An 18,961-nucleotide genomic window follows, 5' to 3' on the forward strand; every position below is an offset into this window, starting at 1 on the left:
TCTTGTTCTGGGAGCCTAACACCTCGTTCTCGCGTGCAGCAGCGCGCGTTTCGCAACCGCACCCGTCATCGCGGGCACAGCGGCGCCGTCGTCAATCCTTGCGCCGCTTCGCCCTCACATCGACCGAAAGCCGCCAATCGGTTGCGGTGGCCGGCTTGACCTCGCCGAGCCAATGGAAGAAATCCTCGGTGATTTCCGTAAAACTCCAGCGCGTCAGGTCGCCGGCTTCGGTCGTGCCTTCCTGAACGATGTCGGCATCGCGTGGACGGCCGATCTGCTGGCGGAATATGCCGCGGCCGGGATCGAACCAGGAGATCCGCCAGGCATCGATGGTCGGATCGTAGACCCGCAGCGTCGTGCCGTACCAATTGCCGGCGATCGGCAAGGCCGGGCTGCCAGCCGGGCGCGGAATGATCCAGACGTCTTGCACGGCGCGGCCCTCCAGCACCCAGCCGAAATGGATTTCGCCGGGCGCGGTGTGTTTCGTTCCATCGGGTCCATGGGCGGTGATCTCGGCGTCCCAATCGCCGACGAAGCGGCCATAAAGCTGGAGCGCCGCCGCGTGCTCGGGGTTCGGTCCGTCCGCGTGCAATAATCTCGCAAAGTCGCTCATGTCGATCTCCTGTTTGCGGGGAGATCAGCACGACCGGGCGGCAGCCGACTTGGAGAAAATTGCGCGGCGCCCGCCGTCAAGTCTTGTTGGGCGACAGATGCCCTATGCCAGGATTGGGCCTATCGTTCGTTCGTCGGCTCGTCGCGCGTTCCGCGAGCCAAATGACGATGACGGAGACAATCACGAGACCCGCACCAAGCAACATCAGGCGCGAAAATGGCTCGCTCAGCACGAGGGTGCCGAGCAGTACAGCGATCACCGGGTTGACGAAAGTGTAGGTCGACACCAACGAGGTCGAGACGTTTTCCAGAAGCCAGTTGTAGGCAACGAATCCGATCACGCTGCCAGCGATGATCAGCCAAAGCACCGCTGCAAGCGAAGTCAGCGAAACCTCGCTCGGCCTGAAGTTTCCGATCTCGCCTGTCAGCCAACTGATCGTGAACAACACGGTACCGCCTATCGAAAGCTGGATGCCCGAAAGCAGGATAGCGGATGCCTGGCTCGACATGCTCCGGGACAAGATAGTCCCGGCCGACCATGACAAGGCCGCAGCCAGCAGCCAGACGACGGGAAGGATACTGATGCCGGCCTGCTCGACGTTTTGCCACGCCACGAGTCCGACGCCGAAGAAGCCCGGCACGAGAGCGAGCAGGGCGAAGGGCTTCGGTCGCTGATCGCCGGGGAACAAGACATCGATCAGCAGGATCCAGAACGGGATCGTGGCCAGCACGATGGCCGCCACGCCCGAAGGAACCGATTGCTGCGCGAAGGCGAGTACGCCATGGCAACCGACAAAGAACAGGAGCCCGCACAGGCTCGCCCTTATCCACGCCTGCGCGGATAGGTTCGCGACCTCACCGGCACTCATGGCCAGCAACAAGATGCCGCCACAGAGCGAACGCAGCGTCATCAGCAGAAATGGCGGAATCGATTTCAGGCCCAAAGTGATGGCGAAGTAGGTGGAACCCCACAGCAGGTAAATGGCCGCAAATGAGCCTATGACCAGCAACCTTCTGCTCATGACTGCTCCGATCGTAACTGATTTCGAAGCAACCAAGTCGGAGGAGGCTCATGCGTTCCGGCTCGGCGCGTCACACCCCGTCGAGGATGATCACCGTCGGCTTCGACGGCAACGCATCCCGAGACATCCGGAAACTTCGTTCCATGCGCCGGTCGATCTCGAACTGCTGGCCGATACGTTGCATGAAATCGTCGAGCGGGGTGGCGAAGCGGTGCATCGGCAGCACGACCGAGGCGCGCAGCCGCTTGGTGATCTCGGAGACGCCGTCGAGCGACATGGTGTAGGTGCCGTCGATCGGCACCATGACGATGTCGAGCCGCCCGATCTGGGCAAAATGGCTGTCGTCGAGCTTGTGGTGAAGATGGCCGAGATGGCCGATGCAGAGGCCCGCGACCTCGAAGATGAAGATCGAATTGCCGTCGCGGATCATGTCGGCGCCGGAATCGTCGCCGAAATAGCGACGGATGTCGGTGGTGACGTTGCGGATGAAGGTGTCGCCGATGCGCTCCGACACGATGGCCGGCTTGCCGTCCTCGCCCCAGCCATGCAGCACATGAGGAATGCGCTTGTCGGGATATAAAGAATAATGCGTGCTGTGGGCCCGGTTCATGGTGACGACATCGGGCAGCCGGCCCACTTGATAGGCCCCGCTATAGTCGGTCGCGATGCGCAAGCCGCCGGGCGTGTCGATGAAATAGGTGGAATGGCCTGCATAGGTAATCTGGACTTCAGCGGAGGCTGCGGCCTGCCGGAACGCGACCGGCGTCACGCGGGGTGCCGCATTCGCCATCGCCAGGCATTCGCTGCGCTGAGGTGATTGCTGCGCGAAGGCAGATGTTACCAGCCAACCGAGAAGCGCACAGACCGTCAGCAACAATCGAGACATCAGGAACCGTCCGGCGCTTATCGACGATCTGATGAGTGTATCTACGAATTATCCTCGCGTCATGTGGTGCCGGCGAGCCGCGCCATTCCACCGCTTGCTTTGATCAGTTTCACGGCCGCTTTGTCGAACGACACGAAAGTATCGGCCCCAAGCCAGTTGCCTTCGTGGGCGATGACGCCATCGGCAAAGTCACCCCCGGCCTCGAGGAGCGCTAATCCAGCCTCAGCTATGGGCCGGTTGACGACGACATTGGATGCATTGATCAAGTGCCGGATCGAAGCCGCGATATTTCCAGCAGAGGTTTTGTAGCCTCGTGAGAGGACCCAAGCTAACTCACATAATGCGGGGATCGAGATGGCTATGAGGTCCGCGTTCTCGAGAAGGGCTTCGGCCACCTTGCTCTGTTCGGCATCATCTTCGACCAGCACCCGTACCAGGACGTTGGTGTCGGGTGTTATCTTCATCGCTTGCTGGCCCAGCCGTCAGCAATGACCGCATTCATCTCCTCGATCGAGAGCGATCGACCGTTCGTCTTTCCCTTCAGAAAGCCGAAGGCATCCGAAATCTCTCCGGTGGGCCGAACTGCTCTCACCTCAACTCGCCCGCCAGGAAGCTTTTCTATCGAAATCTTGTCGCCCGGATGTACACCGAGGTGCTCCAGGAGGTCTTTCCGTAGCGTAACCTGCCCCTTTGCCGTGACCGTGAGCGTGCTCATGGGGATCCCTCAATACTGAGACCTTGATAGGTAAGGCAATTTATCCTTACTTTCAAGGCAGGCAGCCTTTACTCCCGCCGCGGGCTGAACTTCCAGGTGATTGCGACGAGGCCCGCGGTGATCAGGCCGCTGACGAGACCGACGATGGGCAGCGTGAGCACCAGCGCGGCGCTGGCAGCCCAGCCGATCGAGGAGAACGCCTCGGCAAAGGTCGCAAGTCGCGACGAGGTCTGGCGACGGCGAAATTGGCTGCGCCGGGCCTGCACCCGGAACCAGAGCTGGATTGCGGTGGCGGAGGCCGCGCTGACGATGACCGCACCGGCGCTGACCGCGGCCTGGAACGCCGAGGCGAAAGCGAGCGCCGCGATCAGCGGGCAGAAGACGATGGCGATCGCGATCAGCACCACCTCGATCTTGGCGCGGATGACGCTGGACGGCGTCAGCGGCGCGGTCGCAACCAGGTCGGGCGCGTCCTCGCCCGAGATCGTCAGCCAGGCAAGCCCGCCGGCGAGTTGGCCGGCCGCCATGACGATGACGGGCGTGATCAGCGTCAGCGCCGCGGAGCTGTCGGCAAAGTTGCGCCAGAGCAGCAGCGCCGGCGGCACCAGATAGAGCAGCTGCATCAGCGTCTGCGAGATCAGCCAGGGATCGCGCCAGAGCAGCGAAAATTCCTTGCGCCGCAGGGCATGCTGACGCGATCCGCCGCGGAACGGGCGCTCCTTCGCGCTGCGACGGCCGGACGCGCCATAGGCGGCGGCATCGATCGCCGTGTCGGCGAAGCGGCCCGAGAAGATCGCCATGACGCTTCCGAGCAGCACGAGCCCGAGCGCTAGGAGCAGCAGCAGCGCTTCGGCGTCTCCCATCGCCGCCCGCGCCGGCCACCACCAGATGCTGTCGGCATCGGGCGCGTAAGCGGCCAAGCTACCCGAGGTCAGGATGGTGAAGCGCGACAGCGTGCCGTAGGACATGATCGCCGCCACCTGAAGCGCGATCACGAAGCCGGCGCCGATGATGGCGGCGAGGATCTGGGCGACGAACCGTGTCCGCGCCGGACCGATCAGGCGAAACAGCAGGATGGTGACGGCGATCGCGATCGCTGCGGCCGACAGGCCCATGGCGACAACGACGCCGAACGCAGCAAGCCAGCGCGCGCCGCCCCCGAATACCAGCACGTCGATGAAGGGCGTCGAGAACAGCAGCGCCATCACCGTGATGGCGAGCGCGATCGCGGCGATGCGCACCGAGAACAGATTGGCCAGCGTCGCGGGTGAGGACATGATGAGGTCGAGATCGGCGCGTGCGTAAAACACCCGGGTCACCGATTCGATTGCCTGCGACAGCATCAGCGTCCAGGCGAGAAAAATCGTCGCCGAGATCACGATCAGCGAGGATTTGTCGAGTGGCAATTGCAGGTCGGCGAAGCGGCCGATCACCGCCCAGGCCGGTACGTGCAGCAGCGCCGCGAAGAACAGCAGGCCGATTACCGCGGCACGTGTTCGTTTGCGCCGCCCGCCGGTCATCATGGCGAGCCATTCGCGCCAGGCGAGCCGGAGCTCGTGGCGGGCGAACCAGGACAGCGCGGTGGCCGAGCTCATGCGGCTTCCGGAAGCGTCACCAGCGCGATGAAGAGATCTTCCAGGCTGGTGTCGGCGTGCCCGTTTTGCTGCCGGAGCTCGGTCAGCGTGCCCTCGGCAACCAGGCGGCCGGCTGCGATCACACCGATACGGTCAGCCATGCGTTCGGCGACCTCGAGGATATGCGTGGTCATGATGACGGTGCAACCGGCGCGGACGCGCTCGCTCAGGAGTCCCTTGACATGGCGGGCGGAGACGGCATCCAGTCCCGTCAGCGGCTCGTCGAGGATGATGAGGCGGGGATCGTGCACCAGGGCGCCGGCGAGGGCGACCTTCTGGCGCATGCCCTTGGAAAAACCCTCGCAGCGTTCGTGCCGGTGCGGCTCGAGCCCGAGCGAGTTCAGGAGACCCGCAGCGACCGGTTCCGAGGCCGATGGTGCGATGCCCCACAGACCGGCCACGAATTCGAGATATTCGAGCGGCGTGAGCTTGTCGTAGATCATGGGCTCGTCGGAGACCCACGCCATCACCTGCTTGGCGGCGACGGGGTTCTGGAGCGCATCGATGCCGAAGATGGAGACCGCGCCGGCATCGGGCCGCAAAAGGCCTGCAACCATGCGCAAAGTGGTGGTCTTGCCGGCGCCGTTGGGGCCGACCAGCGCATAGAATTCGCCGGCATGGATGGTGAGATCGAGGTTATCGACCGCCAGACGGTCAAAACACTTCGTTAACCCCATGACTTCGAGCGCCGAGTCGTCCGTCTTCATGGCGGCCACACCTTGCGGTTTTGCATCGCTCGCGACCATGCCCCGAAGATGTTTCGGCACCGTGAATCGCGCTGCCGCAAATTCCGTCATCCGGATTGGACTAATGGCAAGTCACCGTTTGTTGACAGCGCTTGGCGGTTCAGGCTGAATTGGCAAAGGGACGAATGGCGCTAACGCAGCGAAACGACTGCGTAGCGACTGAACACAAGATGCGGCAAGGCGGTCAGGAAGAACCGCCGGTTGTATCGGGAGGATGCGCGACGATGCTGGATTTCGTTCAGCAGCTGGTCAGCGGTGTTGCGCTCGGCTGCGTCTACGGCCTGATCGCGCTCGGCTTCGTGCTTGTCTACAAGGCCACCGAGGTCGTCAATTTCGCGCAGGGCGATTTGATGATGCTGGGCGGATTCTTTGCCTTCACCTTCATTGGCATGATGGGGCTGAACTACTGGGTCGGCTTTGCCGGCGCGGTGGCGGCAATGGCGCTGTTCGGCATGCTCGCCGAGCGCGTGGTGGTGCGGCCGATCCTCGGCTATCCGCAATTCTCCATCATCATGGCCACCATCGGGCTCGGCTATTTCCTGCGCTCGGTCTCCGGCATGATCTGGGGCACCGACGATTTCAAGATCGACACGCCGTTCAGTCAGGGCGTGCTGCGGATCGGTTCGCTGGTGCTCGCCCATGACAAGCTCTCGGTGATCGCGGCGACGGTCATCCTCTGCGCGCTGCTCTGGCTGTTCTTCAACAAGACCATGCTCGGCACCGCGATGCGCGCCAGTTCCGAGAACATGCTGGCGGCCTATTACATGGGCATCCCGGTCAAGCGCGTGGTGTCGATCGTCTGGGCGATCAGCGCGGCGGTTGCGACCTGTGCCGGCGTGCTGCTGGCGCCGATCACCTTCATCCATTCCAATGTCGGTCTAGTGCTGGGCCTGAAAGCGTTTCCGGCCGCCGTGCTCGGCGGCTTCGGCTCGATCCCCGGCGCCGTCGTCGGCGGCGTCCTGATCGGCGTCATCGAGAGCATGGCCGGCTTCTATCTGGCCGAGGGCTGGAAGGACGTCGCGCCCTACGTCGTGCTGCTCGCCGTGCTCTTGCTCAAGCCCGAAGGCCTGTTCGGCCTTCATGTCCGCAAGAAAGTCTGAACGCATGCGCTTCCTGTTCAAGACCGACTACGAGGACGACATCAGGCTGTTTCCGCATTCTGGCTATTACGTCTCCTACGGTCTCCTGCTGGCCGTGCTGCTGATCGCGCCCTATGTGCTCTCCAGTTATCTGATGAGTCAGCTCGTCTTCGTCTGCATCTATGCGACCGTCGGCGTGGCGCTGCTGATTCTGACGGGTTTCACCGGGCAGGCCTCGCTCGGGCACGCGGCGTTTCTCGCGATCGGTGCGTATACGGCGGCCTATTTGCAGAAGTATGGTGTGCCGTTCCCGGTCTACTTTCTCGCAGCCGGGCTCCTGACCGGGCTGATCGGTGCGCTGGTCGGATTCCCCGCGCTGCGGCTGCAAGGCATTTATCTCGTCATCGCCACCATCTCCTTCGCCTTCATCGTCGAGGAGATTCTGGCGCGATGGGAGAGCGTCACCAACGGCAACGAGGGCATGCGGATCAAGGCGGTGTCGCTGTTTGGGGTCGCAGTCTCGCGCGACAGCCCCACCTTCTATTTTCTCTGCCTCGCCGTGCTGGTGCTGACCATCGTCGGCACGCTCAATTTGCTGCGCTCGCCCACGGGGCGCGCCTTCGTCGCGATCCGCGACAGCGAGACGGCGGCGCGCTGCATGGGCGTCAATGTCGCGCTGTACAAGGTGAAGTCCTTTGCGATCTCCGCGGCAATCACCGGCTTCGCCGGCGTGTTGTTCGCGCACAAGCTCTCCTTCATCTCGCCGGAGATGTTCACGCTCCAGCTCTCGATCGAGTTCATCATCGTGATCCTGATCGGCGGCACCTTCAGCCTGCACGGCGCAGTGCTGGGAGCGATCTTCATCGTGATGATCGATCCGTTCCTGACCTACCTCAAGGACGACATGCCCGGCATCATCGCCGGCATTGCAGCGACGTTCGGAGCGGGCACGCAAGCCGCGGCCAATGTCCAGTCCAAGGTCGCGGCCTTTGCCTCGCTCAACGGCTTGAAAGGCGCCATCTACGGCATCATCATCGTATTGTTCGTGCTGTTCGAACCGCTCGGGCTTTACGGCCGCTGGCTCAAGATAAAGCTCTTCTTCCAGCTGTTCCCGCTTTACAAGCGCGCCACCTTCAAGCGGCAGAAGATCTACGTGAAGTCGGAGCGTAACCGATGAGCTATTTTCGCGCCGAGAGTTTGTCGCTGCATTTCGGCGGGCTGAAGGCCGTCGATGCGGTGTCGTTCGCGGTCGAAAAGGGCGAGATCCTCTCGATCATCGGGCCGAACGGCGCCGGCAAGAGCTCGATTTTCAACCTGATTTCGCGGATCTACCGGCCGACCTCGGGTCGCATCTTTTTCGAGGATCAGGACATCACGGAGCAGCCGCCCCATGACATCGCAAGGCTTGGCATCGCCCGCACGTTCCAGAACATCGAGCTGTTCGAGAATGCGACGGTGTTGTCGAACCTGCTGGTCGGCCGCCACCGGCATTCGACCACGCAGCTTTGGCAGGAGCTGTTGTTCCTGCCAGGCGTACGCGCCGACGAGAAGGTGCATCGCCGCAGGGTCGAGCAGGTCATCGAATTCCTCGATCTCGAGCCCTACCGCGACAAGCTGATCTCGGGTCTGCCTTACGGCGTGCGCAAGGTGATCGAGCTGGCGCGCGCGCTATGCTCGGAGCCGAAGCTGATCCTGCTCGACGAGCCGTCCTCGGGCCTCAACGTGGAGGAGACTGACGACATGTCGTTCTGGATCCGCGACCTGAAGAGCGAGCTCGGCGTCACCGTGCTGATGGTCGAGCACGACATGTCGCTGGTCAACCGCGTCTCCGACCGCGTCATCGCGCTGAACTACGGCAGGGTGCTGGCGATGGGCTCGCCGGCCGAAGTGCAAGAGCACCCCGATGTCGTCGCCGCCTATCTGGGAGCCTGACGCGATGGATGCCGTGGCGACACCAGATATCATCCTGAAACTCTCCAACATCGAGAGCTATTACGGGCCGATCATGGCGATCCGCGGCATCTCGCTCGAAGTGCCGCGCGGCCGCATCGTCACGCTGCTGGGCGCCAACGGCGCCGGCAAGACCACGGTGCTGAAGACGATCTCGGGCATTCTCGACCCGCAGAAGGGCGCCATCGAGTTCATGGGCAAGTCGATCCAGCGCATGGAGGCGGACAGGATCGTGCGGCTGGGCCTCAGCCATGTGCCGGAGGGCCGCGAGGTGTTCCCGTTCCTCTCCGTGCGCGAGAACCTGATGATGGGGGCCTATCCGCGCAAGGATCGCGACGGCGTCGCGGACGATCTGGAGCGCGTCTACGGCTATTTCCCGCGGCTGAAGGAGCGCATCAACCAGCCGGCCGGACAGCTCTCCGGCGGCGAGCAGCAGATGCTCGCAATCGGCCGCGCGCTGATGAACCGGCCGACGCTGTTGCTGCTCGACGAGCCCTCGCTTGGGCTGTCGCCGCTGCTGGTGAAGGAGATCTTCGCCATCATCCGTCGGGTCAACGAGGAGCAGGGCATGTCGATCCTGCTGGTCGAGCAGAACGCCAAGGTGGCGCTGGAGACGGCGCACTATGGCTATGTGCTGGAAATCGGCCGGATCGTGATGAACGACAGCTGCGACCGCTTGATGCATTCGAAGGACATCCAGGAATTCTACCTGGGCGCCAAGGAAGCCGGCGCACGAGGCGAGCGGCGCTGGAAAAAGAAGAAGACTTGGCGTTAGAGGAAGCCTTAAATACCAAAGTCCATCCGCTAATATAGACCGCCGGCAAGGCAGGCAGTGGAGGGGAGCGCGACAAGGAGGAGACGTGCATGGCCCGACCGGCGGTGCTGACGGTCGCTGACACGATCGCGAAAAGCTTTTTGCGCGCCGCGGAGACGCGGGGCGACAGGCCGGCTATACGCGAGAAGAAATTCGGGATCTGGCAGCCGACCAGCTGGCGCGAATGGCTGGAGATCTCGAAGGAGATCGCCTACGCGCTGCACGCCATCGGCTTCAGGCCCGACGACGTTGCTTCCATCATCGCCAACGCCGTGCCGGAATGGGTCCATGTCGACATGGGCATTCTGTGCGCCGGCGGCGTCTCTTCCGGGATCTATCCGACCGATGCCTCATCCCAGGTCGAATATCTCGTCAACGATTCCCGGACGAAAGTGATCTTCGCCGAGGACGAGGAGCAGCTCGACAAGATCCTGGCCTCCCGCGCACGCTGTCCGTCCCTGCGAAAGATCATCGTGTTCGACATGGAGGGCCTTAGCGGCTTCTCCGACGACATGGTGATGTCGCTCGACGAGTTCCGCGCGCTCGGGCGCAACCACATGGCCGGCCGCGAGGCGCTGTGGCAGGAGATGGTCGACAGTCGCAGCGCGAGCGATCTCGCGGTCCTCGTCTATACATCCGGCACCACGGGCCCGCCCAAGGGCGCCATGCACGCCAATCGCAGCGTCACGCACCAGATGCGGCACGCCGATGATTTCATTCCAGCGCGCGAGAACGAGGAGCGGCTGATTTTCCTGCCGCTCTGCCACGTCGCCGAGCGGATCGGCGGCTATTACATCTCGGTCGCGCTCGGCTCGGTGATGAATTTTGCCGAGAGTCCCGAGACTGTGCCGGACAATCTGCGCGAGGTGCAGCCGACCATCTTCCTCGCGGTGCCGCGGATTTGGGAGAAGTTCTATTCCGCGATCACCATCGCGCTGAAGGATGCGACGCCGTTGCAGCAATGGGTGTACCGCCGCGCCATCGACATTGGTTATCGCATGGTCGATTGCAGGATCGAAGGGAAGCCGCCGCCGCTGTCGTTGCGCATCGCCAACGGCATCGCTTACCGGCTCGCTTTTCGCAACATCCGACGCATGATCGGGCTCGACCGATGCCGCATCGCCTTCACCGGCGCGGCGCCGATCGCGCCGGAGCTGATCCGCTGGTATCTCGCGCTCGGCATCGACATCCACGAACTCTACGGCCAGACCGAGAATTGCGGGGTCGCCACCATGATGCCGGCGGAAGGCATCAAGCTTGGCTCGGTGGGCAAGGCGGTGTCGTGGGGGGAAGTGGCGCTGTCGCCCGACGGCGAGATCCTGATCAGGGGCGACTTCCTGTTCATGGGCTATCTGAATCAGCCGGAGAGGACAGCTGAGGCGATCGACCATCGCGGCTGGCTGCATACCGGCGACGTCGGCACCATCGACAATGAGGGCTTCGTCCGCATCACCGACCGGATGAAGGACATCATCATCACCTCGGGCGGCAAGAACATCACGCCGTCCGAGATCGAGAATCAGCTGAAATTCTCGCCCTACATCTCGGATTCCGTGGTGATCGGCGACAAGCGGCCATACCTCACCTGCCTCGTGATGATCGACCAGGAGAATGTCGAGAAGTTCGCGCAGGACCACGACATCCCCTTTACCAATTATGCCAGCCTGTGCCGCGCGGCGGAGATCCAGGATCTGATCTGGCGCGAGATCGAAGCGGTCAATGCCAATTTCGCCCGCGTCGAGACCATCAAGAGATTCTATCTGATCGAACGCCAGCTCACTCCGGAGGACGAGGAGCTGACGCCGACCATGAAGCTGAAGCGCGGCTTCGTGAACAAGCGTTATGCCGCCGAAATCGACGCGATGTATCCGGCGCGGGCGGTGGCTTGAACAATCTTGTTTAAATAACAGCGAAGGAGTGATGGCCCCACCCTTCGCACCATAAGGGCCCCAAGGAGAGGAGACGTCAATGTCGAGATCGTTGAGAACGTTCGGCCTTGCGGCAGGCGCGGTGGTGCTCACCTGTCTGCCCGCCGTCGCGCAAACCAAGGTCACCAATGAAGGCATCTCGGCGTCCGAGATCGTCATCGGCACCCATCAGGATCTGTCGGGGCCGATCAAGGTCTGGGGCGTGCCGGTCTCCAACGGCATGAAGATGGCGGTCGAGGAAATCAATGCGGCCGGTGGCATCAATGGCCGCAAGATCAGGATGATCCTCGAGGACAACGGCTACGATCCGAAGAAGGGCGTGCTGGCGTCCCAGAAGATGGTCGAGCGCGACAAGATATTTGCAATGATCGGCTCGATGGGATCGGCGCCGACGCTCGCCGCGCAGGACATCCTGTTCGATGCCGGCGTGCTCCAGCTCTTCCCGCTGACCGCCGCCGAGTTCACCTTCAAGTTCGACCCGGCCAAGCCGCAGGAGCGGCTGAAGTTCAACAACCTCTTGCCCTATGTTGAGAGCACGCGCGCCGCGCTGAAATACATGGTGGAGTGGAAGAACTTCCAGAAGCCCTGCATCATGCACCAGGACGACGAGTACGGAAAGAACGTGCTCGACGGCTTCACCCAGCAATTGACGGTCATGAAGCTGCAGCCGGCGTCGGTGACGAGCTACAAGCGCGGCGCCTCCGATTTCAGCGCGCAGATCGCCAAGATGAAGTCCGACGGCTGCGATCTCGTCGTGCTCGGCACCGTGATCCGCGAGACCATCGGCGCGATGACGGAGGCGAAGAAACTTGGTTGGGACGTTACTTTCCTGGGGGCGACGCCGACCAACGTGCTGGAAGTGCCGGCACTCGGCAAGGACGCCGTCGAGGGCCTTTATGCGGCGAGCGGCTTCGAGATCCCCTATGAGGACACCGCCAAGGGCAAGGTCCACGACTGGCTCATCAACTACAAGAAGATGTTCAACACCGATGCCAACACGCAGGCGATCATCGGCTACAATGCGGTGACGACGTTTGCGTTCTACGCCAATAAGGCGGGCAAGGATCTCACCGGCCAGAAGATGCTGGACGCGCTGGAATCGGGCGACAAGTTCCTCGACATCTTCAACTCGCCGCCGACCAAATTCTCCAAGACCGACCACCTCGCCAACACCATCACCCAGGTGCAGCAGGTCAAGGGCGGCCGCTGGGTTCTGGTGAAGGACAATCTGATGTTTTGATTTCTTCGCCTCTCCCCGCATGCGGGGAGAGGCCGGGATTTGCGCAGCAAATTCCGGGTGAGGGGGCTCTCCGCGAGTCGACCTGTCACCGGATTCGCTGAAGCAGCCCCTCACCCCAACCTTCTCCCCGTAAGAACGGGGCGAGGGAGAGGACAGCCCTACGATCCCCCACCCGCGGTGCCTGAATTCACCGGGGCCAGCTCGTCTTCCCGGCAGCGCCAGCCATCGGCGGCTTTGACAAACGCAAACGTGCGCTGGATCCGCAGGCGGCGCGTGACGTTGAAGGCGTCTGCGGAGCGCTCCTTGTTGCCGACGCCAGGCTGCGGACGGCCCGTCCTGGGGTCCCAGCAGGTGCCCGTGCACGTCGTGGCGACCTTGCTGCAGGTGGCGAAGGGTGCCAGCACGGCCATCTCGATTTCGCCCGTGACCTGCGCCTCCTGCTCGCCCACCTGGCTGTCGAGCGCATAGACGCGGTTGATGCGGAGGAAGTTGCCGCAGGAATTGGCCGCGTGGATTCGCGCGGCACAGAAGTCGACGGCATCGGTGTCGGGCGCGCGGGCTGCGACCTGCCGGCCGAACACCTTCTTCGGATCGCCTTTCGCCGCGCCAATCTCGTCGGCCTTGTGCTTCAGATAGCCGGCGAGACAGTCCTCCGCGGACTCGAGCTCCCCGAGCGGCACGTTCTCCTTGCCGACCAGATTGCATTTGCGATCGCGCTCCCGCGTCCACCGGCCGTATTCGGCGAAGGCAAAGCGCGCCGCGGTCGGATCGAGCTTGCCGATCAGGCCGAGAACCTGACTGTTCAACTCGGTCTCGGCAAGCGCCATCGACGGGTCCGCACAGATCAGCGCGCCCGCGGCGGTGTTGGCCGCGAGACAGTCGAAATCCGGATCGCGCACGATCGCGGCGCGCTCATCGGTCACCTTGAGAAGACATGCCTTCACCCGGTCGAAATCGTCGGTGCGGATCGCGGTCTGGCCGACGATGCCGCAACCGAGGTTGCGCTGGCGAATCCAGATCGCGTTCTCCTCGATCCCAGGCAGGCGATCGGGCAGACGGGCAAGCCGTGCCTCGATCCCCGTGCTCAGCTTCTCGGCGGCGGCGGCAAGCTCGGCATCACCGCAGAACAATTGATTGCCGGGATCGCGGATCTGCTGGCAGTTGTTCCTGGCGAACAACGGCAGCCTTTCGGCGACCGAGCGGTCGGACGGGCTGGATTGCGCGAAGCCTGGCGCCGCCGGCAAGGCCAGCAGTGCAAGCATAGTCAGCACGATGAACCGCATTCCGGTCGCCCCCACATAGCCGCGGCCATGCTAGCGTCCCGAATCGCGCGGCGAAATGGCTTTGTGGGGTAAGCTACTTGATCCTGGTAGCCCGGATGGAGCGCAGCGCAATCCGGGATTCGTGCGACAGGCGGCGGCCCCGGATTTCGCGGAGCCCGTCATCGGGCGGCGCTGTGCGCCGACCCGGTGGCTCCATCCGGGCTACAAGAAAGTCAACGCGCCTCGGCGGCGATCATCGAGAACCGCACGGGTTCGTCGACATACTTCATCACGGCCGACTGGTAGAGCACGAACAACGGCTGGTAGCTCCGTGCGGCGTCGTCCTCGACCATCGCCATGCGGCGGTTGTCGAGCATCAGCCAGTGGCCGTCGAGCCGTGCAGCGACAACCGCATGCTCTTCGCCGGCCCTGACGTCGCGCACCACGACGATACGGAGATCTTCGGCGGCAACGCCCGCGAGCCGCAGGGCGGCGAGCTTGGCAATGGCGTAATCCTCGCAATCCCCGGCGCCGCGCGCGAAGGTCGCGAGAGGTGAGCTCCAGACGTCCTCAGAACCGTCAGCGGCGGCACGGATGGCGAGGTTGATGGCGCGATTGGTCTCGCCCAGCAGAGCGCGGCCGTCACGGCTGCGGGCCTGGTCGACGATGGCGAGCAGTTTCAGCGCAGCCGGCGAAGCGCAATTGTCCCGGTCGCCGTCGCACAGCGCGAGCTGCACCATGTCATCGTCGAGCCTGGACCTCAGCGCGAGCCATTTTTGTTGCAGGCTGCCGGCGGAGATGGCGAAGGCGAACACGCCGAACGGCTCGGCGGATTTGCGCACGAGGACGCCGGCTCCCGGCGACAACAGCGTGCCAGCGCGAAGCTCGGCGGCCGATCCAAGCAGGATCAATCCGCACAGCACTAGGATTGCGCGCCAGGCGCGCGAACGAGCAGCGGTCTCCATCTGACATCCCCTTCCGGCTTCGCCAGGTCCCCCTCGACCTGCACGTGCTGGGCTTTGTTGCTTTCGCGGAGATAGTGCGAGGCAGGCGGTTTTGTTCTGCTTAACGCGCCCGGCTGGGGTCCCAAAACCGGGCAACAGGCTGAAACGGGCCTGCTCATATTGCGTAAAATTTTACGATTCGCGGCTAGGAGAGCGGCAGTTGCCGCGAAGAAGGACCAATTGCAGGCACAAGTTGTGGTGGAACTGATTCTGCGCCTTATGGCTAACGGCTCGCTATTTCACGGCTTCTGTTAGTTGGATCACAGATTTGGCCCCGTATTTGCCGCAGGGTGGTGCGGGGCACCACGAACAAAAGATGACATAAGTATCTATTGTGGGATTTCTGCAATAGAATACATGAGGTTACTTGGAATGAGCGAAAATAAGCGCTGCTTTACGTATGAGTATTTGAAAGATTACTTTGACTTCTCTGCAGGTGCCCAGCCGCCTGAGAGCATCGACCGCTTGGTGATGCGAAATCACACAAGCAATAGGTGGTTTCGCTAAGGACTTGGTAATGATATGCAAGTTTAGGCGAGCGATACTTACTTAGATTTTAACTCCTTTTTTGGTGCCCGGATTGAATTACGCTGGCAAATTTGACGCCGCGATTTCCTTGGACGGCTTGGGTTCCCGATCGCCCGCCGATGGCCACGTCGATTCCTTTACCGCAAAGGCACATGGTCATGTGCCTGACGGCGCATTCGTCGTTCCCGACCCGAACCTGATCTTCAACGGCGATTTCAAGCGCGCCGGTCTCGACCTCGTGCTGTCCCATGACGGCCACGACTTCGTCGTTCACGACTATTTCAGGGGCGACAAGCGCGCGGCGATCGCCTCGCCCGACGGCGCGCACCTCACCGGCGACGTCGTCAACGCACTCACCGGCCATGTGCAATATGCGCAGGCCGCCTCCGGCATTGCCGCCGCCCAGGTCATCGGCCACGTCACCAAGCTCTCCGGCAGCGCGACCGCGGTTCGTAACGGCGTCTCCGTCATCCTGAACAACGGCGACAACGTCGAGAAGGGCGACGTGGTCTCGACCGGTGGCGACTCGACGCTCGGCATCACGTTCATCGACGGCACGGTGTTCGGCCTGTCCTCCAATGCGCGGATGGTGCTGAACGAGATGGTCTACGACCCCAACGGGTCGAACAATTCCTCTCTGCTCAGTCTGGTCGCGGGCACCATCACCTTCGTTGCCGGCGAGACCGCCAAGCACGGAGACATGAAGGTCGACACGCCAGTCGCCACCATGGGTATCCGCGGCACGGCGGTGCTGAGCCAGATCAACTTCGTCGTTCCCGCTGGCGGCGGCGATCCGCAGCCGCAGGCGAGCTTCCAGGTGCTGGTCGAGCCGAACGGCACGACGGGCTCCTACATCCTGTTCGACAAGGTCACGCTGCTGCCGATCGCGACGGTCAACCAGGCCGGCCAGATGATCCAGATCAGCGGCGGCAACGTCTCGATCTCCAATGCGCTGATGTCGCCGGACATCCAGAAGCTGATCACGGACGTGTTCACGCTGAAGTTCACGGACAACAACAGCAACACCAAGCTGACCCAGAACTTCACCGACTCGATCACGCAGACCGGCAACATTGTCGTGATCAAGACGGACACCGGTGCCACCGCGACCGCGACCTTCACGAATCTCACTCAGCCGGGAGCGCAGGATTCCGGCCATGATCCGTCGAGCAGCACCCGCATTCCCGGCCCGCCCGATGCACGCAGCCTTGATCTCAATGGGAATGTGCAGAAGGCGTTCGCGCTGACTGAGCGTGCGGATACGACCGGCGACACGACGCATTCCGACACCATCTCCGGCCTGATCACCTTCGTCGACCAGAACCTGGGCGACCGGCCGACGGTGAGCATAGACCTCGGCGACGCGCCGAACTATCTCTACAAAAATGCCGGCCAGCAGGATGTCACCAGCGCGCTCTCTGCACTCCAGAAGCAGGACATCGCGGCAACGCAAACCCAGATCAGCGTCGCCGCAGCCGGCGGTAACAACAACAACGGCTCGGCGGTCTGGACCTACACGATTCCCGACCACGTCTTCGACTTCCTAGCGGCCGGTGAAACGTTGACGCTGACTTACAAGGTTCGCGTCAACAATAATTTCTCGGTCAATCCCGAAACGTCGCCCATCGACATCACCATCACGATCACCGGCACCAACGACAAGCCGGTGATCACCACCAGCGTTCCCGTCATCATCTTCGAGGGCGGCACCAGCAAACCCGGTGGCCCGCTCACCAGCGAGGTGCCGACTTCGGGCACGCTGACCTTCACGGATGTCGACCTCACCGACGCCCACACGGTCGCGGTCAAGCTGACCAGTGCGACCCTGCCTGATGGTAGCGTTCCGCCCGGCCCACTCGCGGCGTTCCAGAGCGCGATGTCGGTCGCGATCGCGGCGGGCGCCGACAGCAAGGGCAGCGGCACCGGCACCATCAGCTGGTCGCTGGCCGACCTGCCGGTCTACCTCGCCGACTTCATCCCCAAGGGTGAGGTGCTGACGCTGGCCTACACCGTGACGCTCAAGGACGCGCAAGGCGCCACCTCGCAGCAGACCATCACCGTCACGATCACCGGCACCGACGCTCCCGCCGTGGTGTGGATCGCGACCGACAAGCCCGGTGCTCCCTCCGGCGGCTTCTGGAAGGATGCGGCCAATTGGGCAACCGGCACGGTCCCGACCATCAATGACGACGTCATCGTCATCACCGACCAGCTGCATGGGCTGACGCCGTCCTATCCGGTGACAATCGACACGGCAGCCTACGCCAAGTCGATCACGATGAACGACTACGACACCGCGGTCGGCCACAAGGCACCGGAAGTCATCAACAAGAGTGCGCTGACGATTGCGGGCGAGATCAGCCTCAAGGCCGATTCGAAGCTCACCAATTTCGCGGCAAGCACGATCTCGGTTGGTGGCAAGGCCGAGTTCCTGGACAGTAGCGTGCTCACCAATGCCGGCTATCTGACGCTTGCGGCCGGTGGCGATTTCGCTGGCGGTACCACGATCGCCAATTCCGGCACGATTGAGCTGTCCGGCGGCACGCTGAAGACGCTCGCCGCAATTAACAATGCCGGCGGCACGCTCAAGGCCGATGCCGGCACGACGCTGATCGTCGACACTGCCACCATCAGCGGCGGCACGGTCACCATCGCCGGCACGTTGGAACTCGATGGCAGCAGCGTCCTCAAGAACGGCACGCTGAACAATTCAGGAGCGGTCAACGTCAAGGGCACGGCGGATTTCGCCCACGAGACCGTCTCCAACGCCTCCGGCGGCACGATCAAGGTGCTGGCGAATGGCTGGCTGACGATCGACCAGGGCTCGATCGTTACCAATACTGGCAACGTCACGATCGATGCCGCTGGCAAGCTGACAGTGTACGGCGCCACCATCAGCGGCGGCACGATCAACGGTCTCGGCACGATCGACGTTGCCGGCGCCAGTACGATCGACGGCGGTGCGACGCTGAGCACGAGCACGGTCACTGTCGAGAACGGCATCGCGCTGACGCTCGATGGCATGACGGTGTCGGGCTCGACCATCAGCGGCGGCGGCAGCGTGGTGCTGAAGGGCACCGTGCTGTTGGAAGGCAACGCCAAGATCCAGAATGGCCCGATCACCAACATCGGCACGCTGGAGATCGCCGGCGCGGCGACGCTGCTCAACGATGTCCTCACCAACACTGGGCACACCGTCCATGTCGACGGCGGCAAGACCCTGACGCTGTCCGGCGCCGAGATCACAGGCGGCACGATCGACGGCCCCGGCACCATCGACGTCACTGGCGCCAGCACGTTCGATGGCGGCGCCACACTGAGCACGGCTGCAGTTACCGCCGATGCCAAGCTGACGCTGGACGGCATCACGGTTTCGGGCTCGACGATCACGGACAATGCAGGCATCGAGCTTGACAACACCGTCAAGCTTCAGGACGGCGCCAGCATCCAGGGTGGCGCGGTCGCCAATATCGGCACGCTGAAGATCGCCGGCGCTGCAACGCTGCTCAATGACGTCGTGACCAACACCGGCACGGTGACG

The 18,961-nt window shown here is 62.9% G+C and carries 16 protein-coding genes; 7 read left to right on the forward strand and 9 right to left on the reverse strand.

Translation table 11 applies throughout. The features are described 5' to 3' along the window. Window positions 1–91: 91 nt before the first annotated feature. The 7 genes from AC0L30_RS06850 to AC0L30_RS06880 form a co-directional block, all read right to left on the reverse strand. Window positions 92–613 carry a hypothetical protein gene (locus AC0L30_RS06850; RefSeq protein ID WP_473404075.1) on the reverse strand — a complete coding sequence of 174 codons (522 nt, stop codon included), beginning with the start codon at window positions 611–613 and terminating at the stop codon, window positions 92–94. 76 nt (window positions 614–689) lie between these two features. Beyond that, the gene (locus AC0L30_RS06855; protein WP_473404076.1) at window positions 690–1,634 is read right to left on the reverse strand and encodes an EamA family transporter; all 945 of its coding nucleotides are present in this window, start codon (window positions 1,632–1,634) and stop codon (window positions 690–692) included. 70 nt (window positions 1,635–1,704) lie between these two features. Then, on the reverse strand, window positions 1,705–2,520 hold the full coding sequence (locus AC0L30_RS06860; RefSeq protein ID WP_007599521.1) for an MBL fold metallo-hydrolase: 816 nt from the start codon (window positions 2,518–2,520) through the stop codon (window positions 1,705–1,707). 59 nt (window positions 2,521–2,579) lie between these two features. Beyond that, window positions 2,580–2,984, reverse strand: a complete 405-nt coding sequence (locus AC0L30_RS06865; RefSeq protein WP_354159646.1) for a type II toxin-antitoxin system VapC family toxin — start codon at window positions 2,982–2,984, stop codon at window positions 2,580–2,582. After that, a complete protein-coding gene (locus AC0L30_RS06870; protein WP_007599523.1) occupies window positions 2,981–3,235 on the reverse strand; it encodes an AbrB/MazE/SpoVT family DNA-binding domain-containing protein in 255 nt (84 codons plus the stop codon). The genes AC0L30_RS06865 and AC0L30_RS06870 overlap by 4 nt, the downstream gene beginning before the upstream one ends. Before the next feature lie 68 nt (window positions 3,236–3,303). Further along, the gene (locus AC0L30_RS06875) at window positions 3,304–4,830 is read right to left on the reverse strand and encodes a permease (RefSeq protein ID WP_219681131.1); all 1,527 of its coding nucleotides are present in this window, start codon (window positions 4,828–4,830) and stop codon (window positions 3,304–3,306) included. Beyond that, window positions 4,827–5,576 (reverse strand): ABC transporter ATP-binding protein, encoded by a 750-nt coding sequence (locus tag AC0L30_RS06880; protein WP_219681133.1) that lies wholly within the window; start codon window positions 5,574–5,576, stop codon window positions 4,827–4,829. The genes AC0L30_RS06875 and AC0L30_RS06880 overlap by 4 nt, the downstream gene beginning before the upstream one ends. Before the next feature lie 263 nt (window positions 5,577–5,839). Here AC0L30_RS06880 and AC0L30_RS06885 point away from each other — a divergent pair, with 263 nt between their 5' ends. The 6 genes from AC0L30_RS06885 to AC0L30_RS06910 all read left to right on the forward strand — a co-directional run bounded on the left by AC0L30_RS06885 (window position 5,840) and on the right by AC0L30_RS06910 (window position 12,626). After that, window positions 5,840–6,715, forward strand: a complete 876-nt coding sequence (locus AC0L30_RS06885; protein WP_007599531.1) for a branched-chain amino acid ABC transporter permease — start codon at window positions 5,840–5,842, stop codon at window positions 6,713–6,715. Window positions 6,716–6,719: 4 nt separating this feature from the next. Beyond that, window positions 6,720–7,871, forward strand: a complete 1,152-nt coding sequence (locus AC0L30_RS06890; protein ID WP_473404077.1) for a branched-chain amino acid ABC transporter permease — start codon at window positions 6,720–6,722, stop codon at window positions 7,869–7,871. Beyond that, window positions 7,868–8,626: an ABC transporter ATP-binding protein gene (locus AC0L30_RS06895; RefSeq protein WP_007599535.1), complete on the forward strand. Its 759-nt coding sequence runs from the start codon at window positions 7,868–7,870 to the stop codon at window positions 8,624–8,626. The genes AC0L30_RS06890 and AC0L30_RS06895 overlap by 4 nt, the downstream gene beginning before the upstream one ends. 4 nt (window positions 8,627–8,630) lie before the next feature. Continuing rightward, window positions 8,631–9,419, forward strand: coding sequence for an ABC transporter ATP-binding protein (locus AC0L30_RS06900; protein WP_007599536.1), 789 nt, complete (start codon window positions 8,631–8,633; stop codon window positions 9,417–9,419). Window positions 9,420–9,508: 89 nt separating this feature from the next. Continuing rightward, window positions 9,509–11,347 carry an AMP-dependent synthetase/ligase gene (locus tag AC0L30_RS06905; protein WP_473404078.1) on the forward strand — a complete coding sequence of 613 codons (1,839 nt, stop codon included), beginning with the start codon at window positions 9,509–9,511 and terminating at the stop codon, window positions 11,345–11,347. Window positions 11,348–11,426: 79 nt separating this feature from the next. After that, on the forward strand, window positions 11,427–12,626 hold the full coding sequence (locus AC0L30_RS06910) for an ABC transporter substrate-binding protein (RefSeq protein ID WP_354200501.1): 1,200 nt from the start codon (window positions 11,427–11,429) through the stop codon (window positions 12,624–12,626). A 158-nt stretch (window positions 12,627–12,784) separates the two neighbouring features. Here AC0L30_RS06910 and AC0L30_RS06915 read toward each other — a convergent pair whose 3' ends face one another. Both AC0L30_RS06915 and AC0L30_RS06920 read right to left on the reverse strand, forming a co-directional pair. Beyond that, window positions 12,785–13,909: a lysozyme inhibitor LprI family protein gene (locus tag AC0L30_RS06915; protein ID WP_473404079.1), complete on the reverse strand. Its 1,125-nt coding sequence runs from the start codon at window positions 13,907–13,909 to the stop codon at window positions 12,785–12,787. Window positions 13,910–14,121: 212 nt separating this feature from the next. Further along, window positions 14,122–14,853 carry a transglutaminase-like cysteine peptidase gene (locus AC0L30_RS06920; RefSeq protein ID WP_473404080.1) on the reverse strand — a complete coding sequence of 244 codons (732 nt, stop codon included), beginning with the start codon at window positions 14,851–14,853 and terminating at the stop codon, window positions 14,122–14,124. Between the two features lie 619 nt (window positions 14,854–15,472). Here AC0L30_RS06920 and AC0L30_RS06925 point away from each other — a divergent pair. Continuing rightward, on the forward strand, window positions 15,473–18,961 hold a 3,489-nt coding region (locus AC0L30_RS06925; protein ID WP_473404081.1), incomplete at its 3' end, for a FecR domain-containing protein.

The organism is Bradyrhizobium sp. MI1.11 (assembly GCF_055811255.1).